20 protein-coding genes and 1 pseudogene are annotated in these 15,385 nt (G+C 74.3%); 16 read left to right on the top strand and 5 right to left on the bottom strand.

Annotated elements, in window-relative coordinates:
* Positions 1–129: 129 nt before the first annotated feature.
* Complete coding sequence (locus VGD85_RS21760) at positions 130–879, bottom strand: response regulator transcription factor (protein WP_331065526.1); 750 nt, start codon at positions 877–879, stop codon at positions 130–132.
* Positions 880–989: 110 nt separating this feature from the next.
* On the opposite strand from VGD85_RS21760, the gene VGD85_RS21755 reads away from it, so the two are divergent.
* From VGD85_RS21755 to VGD85_RS21710, 10 genes are all read left to right on the top strand, one after another.
* Positions 990–1,448: a hypothetical protein gene (locus VGD85_RS21755; protein WP_331065525.1), complete on the top strand. Its 459-nt coding sequence runs from the start codon at positions 990–992 to the stop codon at positions 1,446–1,448.
* 119 nt (positions 1,449–1,567) lie between these two features.
* Entirely contained in the window at positions 1,568–2,743 is a 1,176-nt protein-coding gene (locus VGD85_RS21750) for a 4Fe-4S dicluster domain-containing protein (protein ID WP_331065524.1), read from the top strand.
* Complete coding sequence (locus VGD85_RS21745) at positions 2,740–3,204, top strand: cyclic nucleotide-binding domain-containing protein (protein ID WP_331065523.1); 465 nt, start codon at positions 2,740–2,742, stop codon at positions 3,202–3,204. The genes VGD85_RS21750 and VGD85_RS21745 overlap by 4 nt, the downstream gene beginning before the upstream one ends.
* Positions 3,201–4,055, top strand: coding sequence for an FAD/NAD(P)-binding protein (locus VGD85_RS21740; protein ID WP_331065522.1), 855 nt, complete (start codon positions 3,201–3,203; stop codon positions 4,053–4,055). Before VGD85_RS21745 ends, VGD85_RS21740 begins: the two co-directional genes overlap by 4 nt.
* Before the next feature lies 1 nt (position 4,056).
* On the top strand, positions 4,057–4,872 hold the full coding sequence (locus VGD85_RS21735) for a hypothetical protein (RefSeq protein WP_331065521.1): 816 nt from the start codon (positions 4,057–4,059) through the stop codon (positions 4,870–4,872).
* A complete protein-coding gene (locus VGD85_RS21730) occupies positions 4,869–6,191 on the top strand; it encodes a Ni/Fe hydrogenase subunit alpha (protein ID WP_331065520.1) in 1,323 nt (440 codons plus the stop codon). The genes VGD85_RS21735 and VGD85_RS21730 overlap by 4 nt, the downstream gene beginning before the upstream one ends.
* Complete coding sequence (locus VGD85_RS21725; RefSeq protein ID WP_331065519.1) at positions 6,188–6,664, top strand: hydrogenase maturation protease; 477 nt, start codon at positions 6,188–6,190, stop codon at positions 6,662–6,664. Before VGD85_RS21730 ends, VGD85_RS21725 begins: the two co-directional genes overlap by 4 nt.
* Entirely contained in the window at positions 6,651–6,878 is a 228-nt protein-coding gene (locus VGD85_RS21720; protein WP_331065518.1) for a HypC/HybG/HupF family hydrogenase formation chaperone, read from the top strand. The genes VGD85_RS21725 and VGD85_RS21720 overlap by 14 nt, the downstream gene beginning before the upstream one ends.
* Positions 6,875–7,801, top strand: coding sequence for a DMT family transporter (locus tag VGD85_RS21715; RefSeq protein ID WP_331065517.1), 927 nt, complete (start codon positions 6,875–6,877; stop codon positions 7,799–7,801). Before VGD85_RS21720 ends, VGD85_RS21715 begins: the two co-directional genes overlap by 4 nt.
* Complete coding sequence (locus VGD85_RS21710; protein ID WP_331065516.1) at positions 7,794–8,579, top strand: DUF6390 family protein; 786 nt, start codon at positions 7,794–7,796, stop codon at positions 8,577–8,579. The genes VGD85_RS21715 and VGD85_RS21710 overlap by 8 nt, the downstream gene beginning before the upstream one ends.
* On the opposite strand, the gene VGD85_RS21705 is transcribed toward VGD85_RS21710, so the two are convergent.
* Positions 8,542–9,081: a MarR family winged helix-turn-helix transcriptional regulator gene (locus VGD85_RS21705; RefSeq protein WP_331065515.1), complete on the bottom strand. Its 540-nt coding sequence runs from the start codon at positions 9,079–9,081 to the stop codon at positions 8,542–8,544. The two genes, VGD85_RS21710 and VGD85_RS21705, sit on opposite strands and share 38 nt — an antisense overlap.
* 111 nt (positions 9,082–9,192) lie before the next feature.
* Between VGD85_RS21705 and VGD85_RS21700 the strand changes: the two genes are divergently transcribed.
* Genes VGD85_RS21700 through VGD85_RS21690 form a run of 3 tightly spaced genes read left to right on the top strand, consistent with a single transcriptional unit; the run spans position 9,193 to position 10,985 of the window.
* The gene (locus tag VGD85_RS21700; protein WP_331065514.1) at positions 9,193–9,768 is read left to right on the top strand and encodes an NADPH-dependent F420 reductase; all 576 of its coding nucleotides are present in this window, start codon (positions 9,193–9,195) and stop codon (positions 9,766–9,768) included.
* A 36-nt stretch (positions 9,769–9,804) separates the two neighbouring features.
* A complete protein-coding gene (locus tag VGD85_RS21695; protein WP_331065513.1) occupies positions 9,805–10,347 on the top strand; it encodes a VOC family protein in 543 nt (180 codons plus the stop codon).
* Positions 10,344–10,985, top strand: a complete 642-nt coding sequence (locus tag VGD85_RS21690; RefSeq protein WP_331065512.1) for a serine esterase — start codon at positions 10,344–10,346, stop codon at positions 10,983–10,985. The genes VGD85_RS21695 and VGD85_RS21690 overlap by 4 nt, the downstream gene beginning before the upstream one ends.
* A gap of 23 nt (positions 10,986–11,008) precedes the next feature.
* Here VGD85_RS21690 and VGD85_RS21685 read toward each other — a convergent pair whose 3' ends face one another.
* The 3 genes from VGD85_RS21685 to VGD85_RS21675 are packed head-to-tail and all read right to left on the bottom strand — an operon-like array spanning position 11,009 to position 13,515.
* Positions 11,009–11,647: a cation transporter gene (locus VGD85_RS21685; RefSeq protein WP_331065511.1), complete on the bottom strand. Its 639-nt coding sequence runs from the start codon at positions 11,645–11,647 to the stop codon at positions 11,009–11,011.
* 9 nt (positions 11,648–11,656) lie between these two features.
* A complete protein-coding gene (locus VGD85_RS21680; protein ID WP_331065510.1) occupies positions 11,657–12,397 on the bottom strand; it encodes a polysaccharide deacetylase family protein in 741 nt (246 codons plus the stop codon).
* Positions 12,394–13,515 (bottom strand): MGDG synthase family glycosyltransferase, encoded by a 1,122-nt coding sequence (locus VGD85_RS21675; protein WP_331065509.1) that lies wholly within the window; start codon positions 13,513–13,515, stop codon positions 12,394–12,396. Before VGD85_RS21675 ends, VGD85_RS21680 begins: the two co-directional genes overlap by 4 nt.
* A 123-nt stretch (positions 13,516–13,638) precedes the next feature.
* Here VGD85_RS21675 and VGD85_RS21670 point away from each other — a divergent pair, with 123 nt between their 5' ends.
* From VGD85_RS21670 to VGD85_RS21660, 3 genes and pseudogenes are all read left to right on the top strand, one after another.
* Complete coding sequence (locus VGD85_RS21670; protein WP_331065508.1) at positions 13,639–14,253, top strand: phosphatase PAP2 family protein; 615 nt, start codon at positions 13,639–13,641, stop codon at positions 14,251–14,253.
* A complete protein-coding gene (locus tag VGD85_RS21665) occupies positions 14,250–14,972 on the top strand; it encodes a DedA family protein (RefSeq protein ID WP_331065507.1) in 723 nt (240 codons plus the stop codon). The genes VGD85_RS21670 and VGD85_RS21665 overlap by 4 nt, the downstream gene beginning before the upstream one ends.
* Positions 14,905–15,385 (top strand): annotated as a pseudogene (locus VGD85_RS21660) (hypothetical protein); the annotation flags it as partial. The gene VGD85_RS21665 and the pseudogene VGD85_RS21660, both read left to right, overlap by 68 nt.

The following is a 15,385-nucleotide window of genomic DNA, read 5'->3' as shown; positions in this document are numbered from 1 at the left end:
GCGCGGCGATCGAGCGGGAGCTCCGGGTGCGCGACGTCGCGGCCGCACGGGCGGCCTTCCTCGCGCTGGCGCCGGCCGTCGAGCGGGTCGACCGGGCGCTCGCGGCGTACCTCACGCCCTGACCCGCGCCTACGCCGGCAGCTCCATCCGGTAGCCGACGCCGCGGACCGTGTGGATGAACCGGGTGCCCGGGTCGATGCCCTGGCTGAGCTTGCGGCGCAGGTTGCCGACGTGGACCTCGACGAGGTGGGTGTCGGAGGCCCAGTCGGTGCCCCAGACCGAGCGCAGCAGCGCCTCGCGCGACCACACCCGCGCCGGGGCCCGCATGAGCTCGGTGAGCAGGTCGAACTCGGTGCGCGTGAGGACCAGCTCCTGGTCGTCGCGGAACGCGCGGCGGCTCTCGACGTCGACGCGCAGCGGCCCGTGGACCAGCACCTCATGGGGCCCCTCGCCGGTCACCTCGACGGCCGGCACCCCGCCGACGGTGCGGGGGCGCCGGAACATCGCGTTGACCCGCGCCTTGAGCTCGCGTGCGCTGAACGGCTTGGCGATGAAGTCGTCGGCACCGGTCTCGAGGCCGAGCAGCCGGTCGATCTCCTCGTCGCGGGCGGTGATCATCACGACGTACGCGTCGCTGATCTCGCGGATCCGGCGGCAGGCCTCGATGCCGTCGATCCCGGGCAGGCCCAGGTCGAGCGTGATCAGGTCGGGATGGTGGTCGCGGACCGCCTCGACGCCCTCGAGCCCGGAGCCGACGGCGATGACCTCGAAGCCCTGCGTCGCGAGCGTGAACTCGATCAGCGCGCGGATGTCCTCGTCGTCCTCGACCACGAGCGCCACCCGGCCCGCCGTGGCGGCGGTCCCCGCGTCGGCCTCCATGGGCCGATGATGTCATTTCTTGCGGGTGTCTTGAGGCCGGTTGACGTCGTCCTTGCGTACGCCGAGGCACCGTGGTCGGTGTACCGATCTCCTAGCCCGGGAGCAGCCCGATGACCCGCCTCGACCACGGCCGCCGTGCCACGGTCGTCCTGCTGGTCCTGGCCGCCTTGGTGCTGGTGCCGTCGGTCGCGGCTGCGACGTTCACGAGCCGCCAGGCCGTCGCCGTCACGGTCGGGACCGACCGGATGGAGACCCCGACGGACGTCACCGGCAGCTACCGCTGTGCGCTGCCGTTCTTCACCGAGGGCGTCGACGTCGAGGTCGACACGTTCACCGACGCGGGCCCGGCGGGGGCGACCTACGACTACCGGTTGACCGGCCCGGGCGTCGACGTGACGGTCACCTCGACGCAGCGGTCGGTCTCGATGACGTCCGGCGGCGTGCCCAACGACCTCAGCGCGACCCACTGGACGTTGACGATCACCTCGCGGCTCGGCTCCTGGACCGGGACCCCGTCGACGCACAAGATCACCTGCCCCGCCCTGCGCCCCAGGTCCGGGGTCCTCTGAGCCGGACCCTCGGCGGCCGCCCCTCCAAAGGGCCCGAGTCTTGTGACCTGTGTCCCTGGCCGCGGCCCGGACGCGCCCACAAGACTGGCGTCGAGGCCCGTGGGCCCCAGGAGAGATCTATGGATGCCCGGATCCTGACCACGGAGGGGCTGCAGGCGCTGCTCGACATCCTGCACTCCCGGGGCTACCGCGTGCTCGGACCGGTGGTGCGCGACGGCGCGATCGGGTTCGGCCCGGTCCGCGCGGTCGCCGAGCTGCCTGCGGGGTGGGGCGACGAGCAGGACGCCGGACACTACCGACTGCACCGGCGCGACGACGCGCTGCTCTTCGGCTACGCCGCGAGCGTCCAGTCCGCCAAGCCGCTGTTCTTCCCCGCGCAGGAGGTGCTGTGGCGGGTGCGGCATGAGGACGACGGCATGCACCCGGTCGCCGCGGAGCCGGCCGAGGAGGACGGCCCCGTCGCAGTGCTGGGCGTGCGCTCGTGCGACCTGGCGGCGATCGGCATCCAGGACGTCGTGCTCGCCGGCCGGCAGTACGCCGACGCCGCCTACGCGCTGCGCCGGGCGGACACGTTCGTGGTGGCGGTGACCTGCAGCCACCCGGGCGGCACCTGCTTCTGCGCGTCGACGGGCACCGGGCCCCGCCCGGGGGCGGGTCCGGGACCGGCCGCGGCGTACGACCTCGCGATGACCGAGGTGCTCGACGAGCTGGGCCACCGGTTCGTGGTGGAGGTGGCCAGCGAGCGCGGCGACGCGGTGCTCGCCGACCTCGACCCGATCGCCGGTGCGGCCGTGGCCGGGCCGGACGACCTCGCGGCCGCCGACGGTGTCGCCGCGCGGGCCGCCGAGCATATGGGCCGCCGCCTGGACACCGACGGGCTCAAGGACCTGCTGTACGCCTCGGCGGAGAGCCCGGTCTGGGACGACGTCGCCACCCGGTGCCTGGCGTGCACGAACTGCACCCAGGTCTGCCCGACCTGCTTCTGCACCGACGTCCGCGACGTCACCGACCTCACCGGTGGCCTCGTCGAGCGCGAGCGGGTGTGGGACTCGTGCTTCAACGCCGAGTACTCCTACATCCACGGGGGCTCGGTCCGGGCGTCCACCCGGGCGCGTTACCGCCAGTGGCTGACGCACAAGCTCGGGTCCTGGGAGGACCAGTTCGGGATGTCGGGATGCGTCGGCTGCGGCCGTTGCATCACGTGGTGCCCCGCCGCCATCGATCTCACCGCCGAGGTCGCGGCGCTGCGACACGACCAAGGGGGACACGACGGGGGCAGGAGGGACGCGCCATGACCCGGCTCACGATCGAGCAGTACCTGCCGCACCATCCGTTCTTCGACGGGCTCGACGAGGAGGCCCTCGCGCTGCTGGCCCGGTGCGCGACGCTGGTGCACTTCCGGGCGGGGACCTACCTGTTCGCCGAGGGTGAGCCGGCCGACGCCTTCTTCGTGCTCCGGACCGGCCGGGTCGCCCTGGAGACCCGGCTCGGCACCGGGCGCCAGGTCCTGGACACCGCCGACGCGGACGACGTGGTCGGGTGGTCCTGGCTGGTGCCGCCCTACCGCTGGACCTTCGACGCCCGCGCCGTCACCGAGACCAGCGCCGTGGCGTTCGACGGGGCGTGCCTGCGCGAGCGCTGCGAGGCCGACCCCGCGCTCGGCTACGCGCTGCTGAGCCGCGTGGTCCGGGTGATGTCGACCCGGCTGCACTCGGCGCGGGTGCGCCTGCTCGACCTCTACGGGGACCGGTCGTGAGCGCCGCGACCGTGGCGCCGGCCCGCCCGGCGTACCCCATGCTGCCGCGGCGGTTCCAGGTGCTCAGCACCCACCACGACAACCACGACACGCTCACGGTGCAGCTCGAGCCCTGCGACGGCGAGCGTCTGGAGTTCGCCGCCGGCCAGTTCACGATGCTGCAGGTCTTCGGGGTCGGCGAGGTGCCGATCTCGATCAGCGGCGACCCGCGCGGCACCGGACCGCTGCAGCACACGATCCGCGACGTCGGGTCGGTCTCGCACGCCCTGGCCACCGCGGCACCGGGACAGGTGCTCGGCGTCCGTGGCCCGTACGGGACCGGCTGGGACGTGGTCGACGGCAAGGGCGGCGACGTCGTGCTGGTCGCCGGCGGGATCGGCCTGGCGCCGCTGCGCCCGGCGCTGCTGGAGATCTGTGTGGAGCGGGCCGACTACGAGCGGGTCGCGCTGCTGTACGGCGCGCGCACCCCCTCGGACGTGCTGTTCGCCGACGACCTGCGCTCCTGGGCCGAGGAGCACCGGATCACCGTCGAGATCATCGTCGACCGCGGGGAGGCGGGCTGGACCGGCCGGATCGGCCTGGTCACCCAGCTGATCGGCAAGGTGGCGTTCGGCGCCGACCGGCGGCTCGCGCTGGTCTGCGGCCCGGAGGTGATGATGCGTCACTCCGCCGTCGCGTTGGTGGCCCGAGGCGTCGACCCCTCACGGGTCCGGCTGTCGATGGAGCGCAACATGAAGTGCGGGATCGGTCTGTGCGGCCACTGCCAGCTGCGCGAGCTGTTCCTCTGCCAGGACGGGCCGGTGCTGCCGTTCGACCGGCTCGAGCCGCTCATGAGCAGGGCGGAGCTGTGAGATGACCGCCCGACCCAAGCTCGCCGTCTGGAAGTTCGCGTCCTGCGACGGCTGCCAGCTCACCCTGCTCAACTGCGAGGACGAGCTGGTGCCGCTCGCGGGCGCGGTGGAGATCGCCTACTTCCCCGAGGCCACGCGTGCGGTGGTCGAGGGACCGTACGACGTCTCGCTCGTCGAGGGCTCGATCACGACCCCCGACGACGTCGAGCGGATCCACCAGGTCCGTGCGGTCTCGCGCCGTCTGGTGACCATCGGGGCCTGCGCGACCAGCGGCGGGATCCAGGCGCTGCGCAACTTCGCCGACGTCGCCGAGTTCCGCTCGGTGGTCTACGCCCACCCGGAGTACCTGTCCACGCTGGAGCGCTCCACCCCGATCGCCGCGCACGTCACCGTGGACTTCGAGCTGCGCGGCTGCCCGGTCGACAAGCACCAGCTGCTGGAGCTGCTCGCGGCCGAGCTGACCGGGCGGCGGCCGCGGATCCCGACGTACAGCGTCTGCGTCGAGTGCAAGCGCCGCGGCTCGGTGTGCGTGATGGTCGCCTCGGGCACGCCGTGCCTCGGCCCGGTCACCCAGGCCGGCTGCGGCGCGCTCTGCCCGGCGTTCTCCCGCGGCTGCTATGGCTGCTTCGGGCCGCAGGACACGCCGAACACGCGCTCCGAGGCGGACCGGCTGCGCGCGCTCGGCATGGACGAGGACGAGGTGCTGCGGGTGTTCCGGACCTTCAACGCCGGCGCCGAGCCGTTCCGGCAGGAGAGCCGGCGTCACGAAGCCCCGCACCGGGAGCCCCCGCGGCAGCAGGAGGAGGTGGCCACGTGACCCACAAGCTCACCGACGGTGGACGGGTCCTCAAGGTCGGCACCCTGGCCCGGGTCGAGGGCGAGGGCGCGATGCGGATCGCGTTCGAGGGCGGCGACGTGTCCGACGTGCAGCTGCGCATCTACGAGCCGCCCCGGTTCTACGAGGCGTTCCTGCGCGGGCGCGCCCACACCGAGCCACCCGACATCACCGCGCGGATCTGCGGCATCTGTCCGGTCGCCTACCAGACCAGCGCCTGCTGGGCGGTCGAGGACGCCTGCGGGGTCGCGGTGACCGAGCAGATCCGGCTGATGCGCCGGCTGCTCTACTGCGGGGAGTGGATCGAGAGCCACGCGCTCCACGTGTTCCTCCTCCACGCGCCCGACTTCCTCGGCTACGACGGCGCGATCGAGATGGCGGCCGACCACGCGGACGTCGTCGAGCTCGGGCTGCGGCTGAAGAAGGCCGGCAACGCGCTGATGGAGCTCGTCGGCGGCCGGGCCGTGCACCCCGTCAACGTCCGCGTCGGCGGGTTCTACCGGTTCCCCGCCGCGGCAGAGCTGGGCGCCTTCCGGCCGATCCTCGCGCAGGCCCTCGACGACGCGCTCGCGGCGGTCGCGGTGGTGGCCGGCTTCGACTTCCCCGACTTCGAGCAGCCGCACGAGTACCTCTCGCTGCGGGCCGAGGAGGGCTACCCGATCGAGACGGGTTCGGTGGTGACGTCCGCGGGCCGCTCCTTCCCGGTCGGCGAGTTCGCCGAACGCATCGAGGAGGTGCACGTCCCGCACAGCAACGCCCTGCACTCCCGGCTCGTGGCCACCGGAGCGCCGTACGTCGTGGGCCCGCTGGCCCGCTACACGCTCAACTCCGACCGGCTCTCGGCGCCCGCCCGCGACGCCGCGCGCGCCGCGGGACTCGGCGAGACCTGCCGCAACCCGTTCCGCTCGATCGTGGTCCGTGCCGTCGAGCTCGTCGAGGCCTGTCACGAGGCGCTGCGGATCGTCGACCTGTGGTCCGAGGGCTGGGCCGACCGGTCCGACCCCGCCGTGCCCGTGCCGCCGCGGGCGGGCGAGGGGTACGGCGCCAGCGAGGCGCCCCGCGGCACCCTGTTCCACCGCTACGTGCTCGACGCCGACGGGATCATCCGCGACGCGCAGATCGTGCCGCCGACCTCGCAGAACCAGGCCAGCATCGAGGCCGACCTGCGGGCGATGGCCACCCAGTGGGCCGCCCTGGACGACCACGCGCTGCAGCACCGCTGCGAGCACGCGGTCCGCAACTACGACCCGTGCATCTCGTGCGCGACGCACTTCCTCGACCTGACCGTGGAGCGGTCGTGACCGCGCTGGTGGTCGGGCTCGGGCACGCCGACCGTGGCGACGACGGGGTCGGCGTGGTCGTCGCGCGGCGGGTCGCCGAGCTGGACCTGCCGGACGTCGTCGTCGTCGACCACCACGACCCGACCGCGCTCATCGACCTGTGGGCCGGGCACGCGCCGGTCGTGGTCGTCGACGCGGTGCGCTCCGGTGCGCCGCCCGGGAGGGTGCATCGGCTGGTGGTCGGCACCAACGAGCCCGCGCTGCCGGCCGCGTCGTGGGAGGCGAGCGGGCGCGGCAGCACCCACGGGTTCGGACTGGCCGCCGCGGTCGCGCTCGCCCGCGCCCTGCACCGGCTCCCGGAGCGACTGGTGGTCATCGGCGTCGAGGCGGCGTCGTACCGGCACGGCGAACCGCTGTCCGCAGCGGTCGCCGAGGCGGTGCCGGAGGCCGTCGAGCTCGTGCGGGAGGAGGTGCGCAACGGTGTGCCTGGGTGAGCTCGCGGAGGTCGTCGGCGTCGACACAGGGACGGCGGCGCAGGTGCGGGTCGGCGGCCGGGCCGGGACCGTGTCGCTGCTGACGCTGCCCGACCCGGGGGTGCCGGTCGCGCCGGGCGACTGGCTGCTCGTGCACGCGGGCTTCGCGCTCGCCCGGCTGACGGCGGAGGACGCGGCGCAGGCCCGCGAGATCAGGGAGAGGAGCACGACATGACGACGACGAGGAGGCTCGGCATCCTGCTCGCGCTGGGGACCGCCATGGTCAGCGGCGTGTCCGTGTGGGTGAACGCCTCCGGGGTGCGCGAGTTCACCGACGCGACGGCGTACACCACGGCGAAGAACCTGGTCGCCGCGGTCGTGCTCGCGGTCGCGCTCGGGGTCGTGGGGGTGGCCCGCGGGCGGCTCGGTGCCGCGCCGACCCTGCCGCACGGACCCGGAGCGTGGCTGGGACTGCTCGCCGTGGGCGTGCTCGGCGGCGGCGTGGCGTTCGTGCTGTTCTTCGAGGGGCTGGCTCGCGCCACGTCCACCCAGGCGGCGTTGCTGCACAAGACGCTGGTGCTCTGGGTGGCGCTGCTCGCGGTCGCGCTGCTGCGCGAGCGGCTGCAGTGGGGCCACTGGGTGGCGATCGGCGCCCTCCTCGTCGCCCAGGTCGGGATCGCCGGCGGCGTGCCCGGCTCGCTCGGCCGGCCGGAGCTGTTGATCCTGGGCGCCACGGCGCTGTGGTCGCTGGAGGTCGTGATCGCCAAGCGACTGCTCGCGTCGGTCTCCTCGTGGACGCTCGGCGTCGCCCGGATGACGATCGGGTCGATCGCGCTGCTGTCGTGGCTCGCGGTCCGCGGCCGGCTGGACCTGCTCGGCTCGCTGACCGGAGAGCAGGTGGGCTGGGTGCTCCTCACCGGGCTGCTCCTGGCGGCGTACGTCGCCACCTGGTTCGCGGCGCTGGCGCGCGCCCAGGCCGTCGACGTGACCGCGGTGCTGGTGCTCGCCGTGCCCGTGACCGCGGTGCTCCAGGCCGTGGTCGACGGAGCCGCGCTCGCCCCGCAGGCCGGGTGGCAGCTGCTGCTGGTCGGTGCCGTGGGGCTCGTGTGCTGGCTCGGCGTGCGTCCTCGTGCGGAGCTGGCCCGCGCCGATGCCTGAGGCGGCGGGCGGGGGAGTGGCGAGCGGACCGCTGCGGTTCGCCCGCTACGCCTACCCGCCCAACGCACGGGGCTACTGCGGGCCGGACGCGGCTGCGCAGCTGCTCGAGCAGGTCGCCGCGGGAGCGGACGACCCCGACCTGCGCCGGCTGCTGCGCGGCTTCGAGGGCGCCTGGCCCTATCTGGAGCTGATCGCCGCCGCGAACACGATCGCGGACCCGCTCGACCCCCGCGTGGTCGAGGCCTACTGGATCGGCAACCGGCTGCTCGACCGGGTCGGTCCGCGGCTGATGGGCGACTCGGTGGAGAGCCGGTTCCGCGGTCGCCTGGCGATGGCGTCGTGGTCCCGCCTCGCCGACACGGTGCCGATCGGCGCGCTGCCGCACCACGCGTTCCACGTGCTCGGCGTGTACCCGTGGCTCGGCCTGCTGCGCGGCGGGTACGGCGGGCCCGAGCCGCTGCGTGTGATGGACCGCTGCCGGATCCGGTGGGGGCTGGTGGTCGCGACCACGGCGACCAGTGCCGTCGTGCGGTCGCGCCCGCTGACCTGGGACGGCTGGCGGCTGACCCTGGGGGTCCCCGTCGAGGAGAGCGCGGTGCTGCGGCTGGGGGACCGCGGGCTGGCCGGCACGGTGCGATCCGGCGACTGGTGCTCGCTGCACTGGGACTGGGTCTGCGAGCGGCTGGACGGCCGGCAGGTGGTCGAGCTGCGGCGGCGTACGCTCCAACAGCTCGCGGTCGTCAATCGCGCCGGCGCGCCCGACCTGGTGAGGGCGTAGGCCGGCCGGACGCGCGGTCGTACCGCTGGTAGAGCGCGGTCATCGTCCCGGTGGGATCGAGCCGCGGCAGCAGGGCGTCGGCGATCTGACTCAGCTGCTCGAGCTGCTCCGGGGTGAGCGCGTCGATCACGTGCTCCCGAACGTTGGCGACGTGACCGGGCGCGGCCTCGCGGACGGTGCGCCAGCCCTCGTCGGTGAGGCGGGCGTTCGTGGCGCGGCGGTCCTCGGGGCACGGGAAGCGGTGGACCAGCCCGCGCTCCTCGAGCCGTCGCACCACGTGCGAGAGCCGCGGCAGCGTGGCGTTGGTCTGCGCCGCCAGCGCGGTCATCCGCAGCGTGCGGTCGGGCGCCTCGGAGAGCATCGCGAGCACGTAGTAGTCGAAGCTGGTCAGCCCCGCGTCCCGCCGCAGCTGGGTGTCGAGCACGCCGGGCAGCAGCTCCACCACGGCGACCAGGCGCACCCAGGCCGCCAGCTCGGTCGGGCTCAGCCAGCGCGTCTCCACGATCCGATCCTGCCCGAGAGAAGTTGTGGGAACAACTGAACGTCCCGTTCTGTTAGTTGAAGTGACAACCAATTCGGGTTGTCGTGCGACGTCTACGAAGGGACACCATCCATGAGCACCGTCACCATCCTCGGAACCGGCACCATGGGCCCGGCCATCGCCACCGTCGTCGAGCGCGGCGGGCACAGTGCCCAGCTGCTCGGCAGCGGCGACGCCGCCACGCCCGTCACCGGCGACATCGTCGTCCTGGCCGTGCCCTACCCGGCCGTGCGCGAGGTGCTGGCCCAGCGCGGCGCCGAGCTCGCCGGCAAGATCGTCGTCGACGTCACCAACCCGGTGAACTTCGAGACCTTCGACTCCCTCACGGTCCCGGCCGACTCCTCGGCCACCGCCGAGATCGCGGCCGCGCTTCCCGACGCGCGCGTCCTCAAGGCGTTCAACACCAACTTCGCCGCGACCCTGGCCTCCGGCACGATCGGCGACCGGGTGACCACGGTCCTCGTCGCCGGGGACGACGCCGACGCCAAGGCCCGCCTGGGCGAGGTCGTGTCCGCCGGCGGCCTGCGCGTGATCGACGCCGGGTCGCTGCAGCGGGCCCGCGAGCTCGAGGCGCTCGGCTTCCTGCAGATCAGCCTCGCCGCCGCCGAGAAGGTCTCCTGGACCGGCGGCTTCGCGGTCCAGGGCTGACCCGCCTGCCCCGACCCCAACACCTCAGGAGCCATCATGTCGTTCTCACCATCGTCCTCACCGTCGTTCTCTCCCGTCCGGCTCAACCACGCCGTCCTGTTCGTCGCGGACCTCGAGCGTGCCGAGCGCTTCTACACCGAGGTGTTCGGGATGGCCGTGGCCGCCCGCGAGCCCCGCGCCAACGCCGCCTTCCTGCGGTTGCCCCGCTCGGGCAACCACCACGACCTCGGGCTGTTCGGGGTGGGGGCGGGCGCGCCCCCGAAGCGGCGCGGCGGCATCGGCCTCTACCACCTCGCGTGGCAGCTCGACACCGTCGAGGAGCTCGTCGCCGCCCGCCAGGCACTCGTCGACGCCGGTGCCTACACCGGCGAGTCCAGCCACGGCGCGACCAAGAGCGTGTACGGCGCCGACCCCGACGGCAACGAGTTCGAGCTGATGTGGATGCTGCCCCGCGACGCCTGGGGCGAGTACGAGGGCTCGGCCCCGATCGAGCGCCTGGACCTGGCCGACGAGCTGGCCCGGTGGGGCGGGGTCCCCACGGCGGGTCAGGTCGTCACCGGTGAGCCGGTGGCCTCGTGAGCGCGTTCGCCGAGCCGGTGGTCGCGTGGCACGAGCCCGACGACCCGCAGCGGCCGCTGGTGGTGCTCCTGCACGGGCGGGGCGCCGACGAGCGGGGGATCGTCGGCCTCGCCGGCCACCTGCCCGCAGGTGCGTCGTACGCCGCGGTCCGCGCGCCGATCGCGGAGGGCGGCGGCTACGCCTGGTTCGCCAACCGCGGCATCGGCCGGCCGGTCGCGGAGTCCCTGACCGACACCATGGCGTGGTTCCGCGGTTGGCTCGACCGGGTGGCCCCGGCCGGTCGTCCCGTCGTGCTCGTCGGGTTCAGCGGCGGTGCCGCGTTCGCCGGCGGGCTGCTGCTCGACGAGCCGGACCGGTACGCCGGCGCGGCGATCCTCCACGGGACGCTTCCCTTCGAGGCGGGTGTCCCCGTCACGTCCGCGCGGCTGGCCGGGGTGCCGGTGTTCGTCGCGCAGGGTGATGCGGACACGGTGATCCCACGCGAGCTGCTGGACCGCACCTGGTCCTACCTGACCGGCGACTCCGGCGCCGCAGCGTACGCCCACCGCGACCCGGGCGGGCACGGCCTCAGCGCGGGCACCGTGGCCGAGCTCGGCGCCTGGCTGAGCGACCGACCGGCCGTCACCGGCCGGCCCTGACCGGTTGAGCCTCGACCGAGGCGTCAGTCGATCTCCTCGCCGGCGAGCGCCTTGGAGGCGAGCCGCTCCTCCTCGCTGACCTCCCAGACCTCCCACGCGGCATGGGCGGCCAGCAGGATGATGAACGTGCCGAGGACCAGGTCCGGCCAGCCGGACCCGGTCCAGGCGGTCACCAGGCCCATCGCGATGATCGCGACGTTGACGAGCACGTCGTTGCGCGCCGAGAGGAACGCCGCCCGGCTCAGCGAGCCGCCGGTGTGGCGCACGTTGGCGAGCACCAGCGCGCTGGTGCCGTTGACGACGATCGCGCCGAGCGAGGCGAGCACCAGTGGCACCACCTCGGGCGCGACCGGGTCGCTGAACCGCTGGATCGCGGTCCACGCGGCCACCGAGGCGGGGCCGAGGATGATCAACGCCATCGCCTTGCCGGCCAGGGCCCGCCGCGCCAGCGGCCAGCCCAGCGCGATGAAGATCAGCAGGTTGATCGAGGTGTCCTCGAGGAAGTCCACGCTGTCGGCCAGCAGCGACACCGAGCCGGCCGTGAGCGCGACCGTGAACTCCACGAAGAAGTAGGAGAAGTTCAGGCCGGCGACGATGAGCACGGCGCGGCGCAGCTGGCGGGCGTCGAGGCGGGTCGGCTCGACCGGGTCCGGTGTGCTCACCCGGCGAACCTATCCCCGGCGCCGGGGAGGCCGGTCGCCGGGCGTGATCCCGTGCTCGGAGAGGGGCCCGACGTCCGCATCGGCGAGCGGTCCGGTCAGCAGCAGGTCGGTGGCGTCGAGGGTGGGGCGCCAGCTTCCGCGTGCGTGCAGGTCGGTGTCGTGCAGGAGGATCGTGCCGCCGGGCCGGAGCGTCGCGAGCACGGTGTGGGCGATCCGCTCCCCGGTGGTGTGCCGGACCCAGTCGCGGCCCCACGCGGTCCACAGCACGGGCCGCAGGTCGAGGGTCCGGCAGGCGCGGAGCGTGTCTGTCGTCAAGACGCCGTACGGCGGGCGGTACCACCTCACCGGAGCACCGGTCACGTCCTCGACCTCGGCGCGGGCGGCCGCGAGCTGGCCGGCCAGCCGGGTCGGGGCGACCAGCGCGGTCGTCCGATGGGTCCAGCCGTGCACCGCGACCTCGTGGCCCTCGGCCACCATCCGCTGCACGACAGCCGCACTCGTCCGGACCTGCTCGCCGACCACGAAGAACGTCGCACGACGTCCGTGGCGGGCCAGCAGGTCGAGCATGTGGGGCGTGCTCCGGGGATCCGGCCCGTCGTCGAAGGTCAGCGCGATGTGCTCCGTCGACCCCACCCCGCTGAGCCGGGGGAGCAGCGGCCGGCGCAGGGGCCCGACGGCGGAGAGTGCCGGGCCGGCCCACACGCCCAGTGCCGCTGCGGCCGCCAGGGTCGCGGCCCGGCCGGTGCTCATGCGACCGCCACCGTGCCGCCGATCCTGGCACCGGTCAGCACGGTGACCACCTCCGGGGCGCCGGCCGGCAGCCGGTCGGCGCGCACGCTCACGGCCGCCGCCGCGAGGAGGAGTGCCAGGTCGTCTCGAGTGCGCGCCCACGGCACGAGGCCCGCGCGCTCGAGGTTCGCCGAGCTGGCGGCACCGTGCCCGGGCAGGGGCAGGTAGGTGATCACCGGGGTGCCCGACGCGAGTCCCTCGAGCGAGGTGAAGCCGCCGGCGTTCTGGACGATGCACGCGCTGGTGGCCATCAGCGCTGCGACGTCCTCGCGCCAGCCGAGCGCCACCACCCCGGGCAGCCTCGCGAGCCGACGCCGGAGACGCGCATCCGTGCCGCACAGGACCACCGGGGTCATGCCGCCGGCGGCCAGGACGTCGCGTGCGGTGCGCTCGAGGTCGCCCATGCCGAGCGAGCCGCCGGTCACGAGAGCACGGGGGCCGATCACCTCGTGGTCAGCCAGCGGGTCGGCGACCTCGCTCCCGGGCCGGTGACCCAGGTGCGGCGGCACCAGCGGCCGGACGACGACGGTGCGCCCGCCCCACCCGCGCGCCTCCTGGGCGGCGACCTCGTGGATGGCGAGGTTGAGATCGACGCCGGGGTGGACCCACAGCGAGTGGACCGAGGCGTCGGTCAGGTACGTCACGACCGGCACCCCCAGCCGACCGGAGGCGCGGGCGCAGCCCAGGGCCTGAGCCCCGAACGGGTGGGTGGTCACCACCAGGTCGCACCCCCGGGTGGCTGCGACGACCCGGTCGGCGGCCAGGGCCAGGAGCGCCGCGACGCGACGGTGCAGGCGCCGGCCGGGCTCCACCAACCGCAGCGTCGTGCCCCACGAACCGGGACGGTGCCGCACCTGCGCGTAGTACGCCGCCCGCAGGACGGGTCCGAGCCGCCACGGGAGCAGGGCGACGACGTCGTGGATCTCGAGGTCGCAGCCCGCAGCGGTCAACACCCGGGCGAGCTCACGGGCGGCGGCGTCGTGTCCGGCGCCGTAGCTCCCGGTGACGACGGCGACCCGGGGCCGCGAGCCCGGTGCGAGGTGGAGGAGCGGGTCGAGGGCTGCAACGTCACGGGTCATGGCGCGATCGTGGGCACCGGCTCGTGAAGACATCGTGAAGCCAGCGCCTTCATCCAGGGTTCATCCGGCGGCGCCTACCGTCCGCGACGTGGCGGGTGCCCGACCCGCCCGCGAGGAGGGGCCGTGGGATCCGTGGTGTGGCCACAGCTGCAGGTGGACTGGTTCACCGACGTCAACGAGCTGTCGGCCGATACGCCCTGGCTGCACGCGCCGGTGCGGCTCTTCACCGAGTACGGCGTCGTGCTGTTCGCGGCGCTGCTGCTGCTGTCCTGGTGGCTGGCGCGGGGCGAGCGGGACCTGGCCCGGGTGGCCGCCGCGGTCTGGGCGCCGGTCGGTGCGCTGCTGGCCCTCGGCCTCAACCAGCTCGTCTCGGGCGAGGTCGCGGAGCCGCGCCCCTACGCGGTGCTGCCGCACGTGCTGCTCCTCGTGCCCCGCAGCGGCGACCCGTCGTTCCCCAGCGACCACGCCGTGATGGCCGGTGCCGTCGCGGCCGGCATCCTGCTGGCTCACCGCGGGCTCGGGCTCGTCACGGCCGTGATCGCCCTGGTCATGGCGTTCAGCCGGGTCTACGTCGGCGCCCACTTCCCGCTCGACGTGCTCGCCGGCCTGGCCCTGGGGGCCGCGGTCGCGGCGGCGTCGTACCTGCTCGCCGGCCCGGTCGTGCGCACGCTGGTCGCCCGGCTCGCGGGCACCGCTCTGCGGCCGCTCGTCAGCGTGCCGCCCGGAGCGACCCGATGACCGGCCTCGTCGAGCACCTCCTCTCGTTGCCGGTGTGGCTCGGCCTGCTGGTGGTGTTCGGCCTGCCCGCCCTGGAGGCATCGGCGTTCGTGGGGTTCCTCTTCCCCGGTGAGATCGCGGTGCTGCTCGGCGGCGTCGCCGCCGGCCAGGGGCACCTGCCGCTCGCCGCCGTCCTCGCGGCGGCCATCGGCGGCGCCGTGGCGGGCGACGCGGTCGGCTACCTGGTCGGCCAGCGCTGGGGGACGCGGATCCTGCGCTCCTCGGTCGGCCGGTTCGTCAAGGCCGACCACCTCGAGCGGGCCTCGGACCTGCTCGCCCGCCGGGGCGGGCCGGCCGTCCTGCTCGGCCGGTTCACCGTCGCGCTCCGGGTCCTCGTCCCGGGCCTGGCCGGTATGGCGGGGATGCCGTACCGGACGTTCGCGCTGTTCAACGTCGCGGGTGCCGCCGCGTGGGGTGGCGGCGTCGTGCTCGCCGGCTACCTGGCCGGCAACAGCTGGCACACGGTCGAGCACGTGATCTCGGGGATCGGCGTCGGTCTCGCGGTCGTGGTGGTGGCGGCGCTGCTCGGCGCCCGACTCCTGCGGCGTCGTTCCGGGCCTCGGGCAGGCCGCCTTCATCGGTCCTTCATCAGGGTGCGCCTACCGTCGAGACGTGGCCATTCCCGGATCCATCACCGCAGCACCGGTCGCCGAACCGCGCCCCGGTCCTCGGTCGGGTGAACCGCGCACCCTGCTCGGGTGGAGCCGGGGCGGTGCCGGTCTGCTGCTCCTCGCCGCCGGCGCGGCGTTCGCGGCCTGGCTGCCGTTCCTGCATGCACCCCTGAGCGCCGACGAGAGCGGGTTCTTGGTGCTCGGCCGCCAGTGGCACCCGGGCACGTCGCTGTACGGCGACTACTGGGTGGACCGGCCCCCGCTGCTGATCTGGCTGTTCTCCGTCGCGGGCCACTTCGCCCCGGCCGGGGGCGTCGTCGCCGCACCGGTCGTGAAGCTCATGGGCGCGACCGCCAGCGCCGCATCGGTCCTGCTGGCCGGCGTCCTGGGCGGCCTGCTCGGCGGCGGGCGGCTCTGGCCGCGGGTGGCCGCGCCCGCGATCGCGCTGGCGCTGCTGTCCAGCCCGTACTTCGGTCTCCCCG

This window comes from Nocardioides sp. (assembly GCF_036401255.1).
Taxonomy (GTDB): Bacteria; Actinomycetota; Actinomycetes; order Propionibacteriales; family Nocardioidaceae; genus Nocardioides.
The sequence above is the reverse complement of the archived record's forward strand: the minus strand, read 5'-3'. Positions and strand labels throughout refer to the sequence as shown.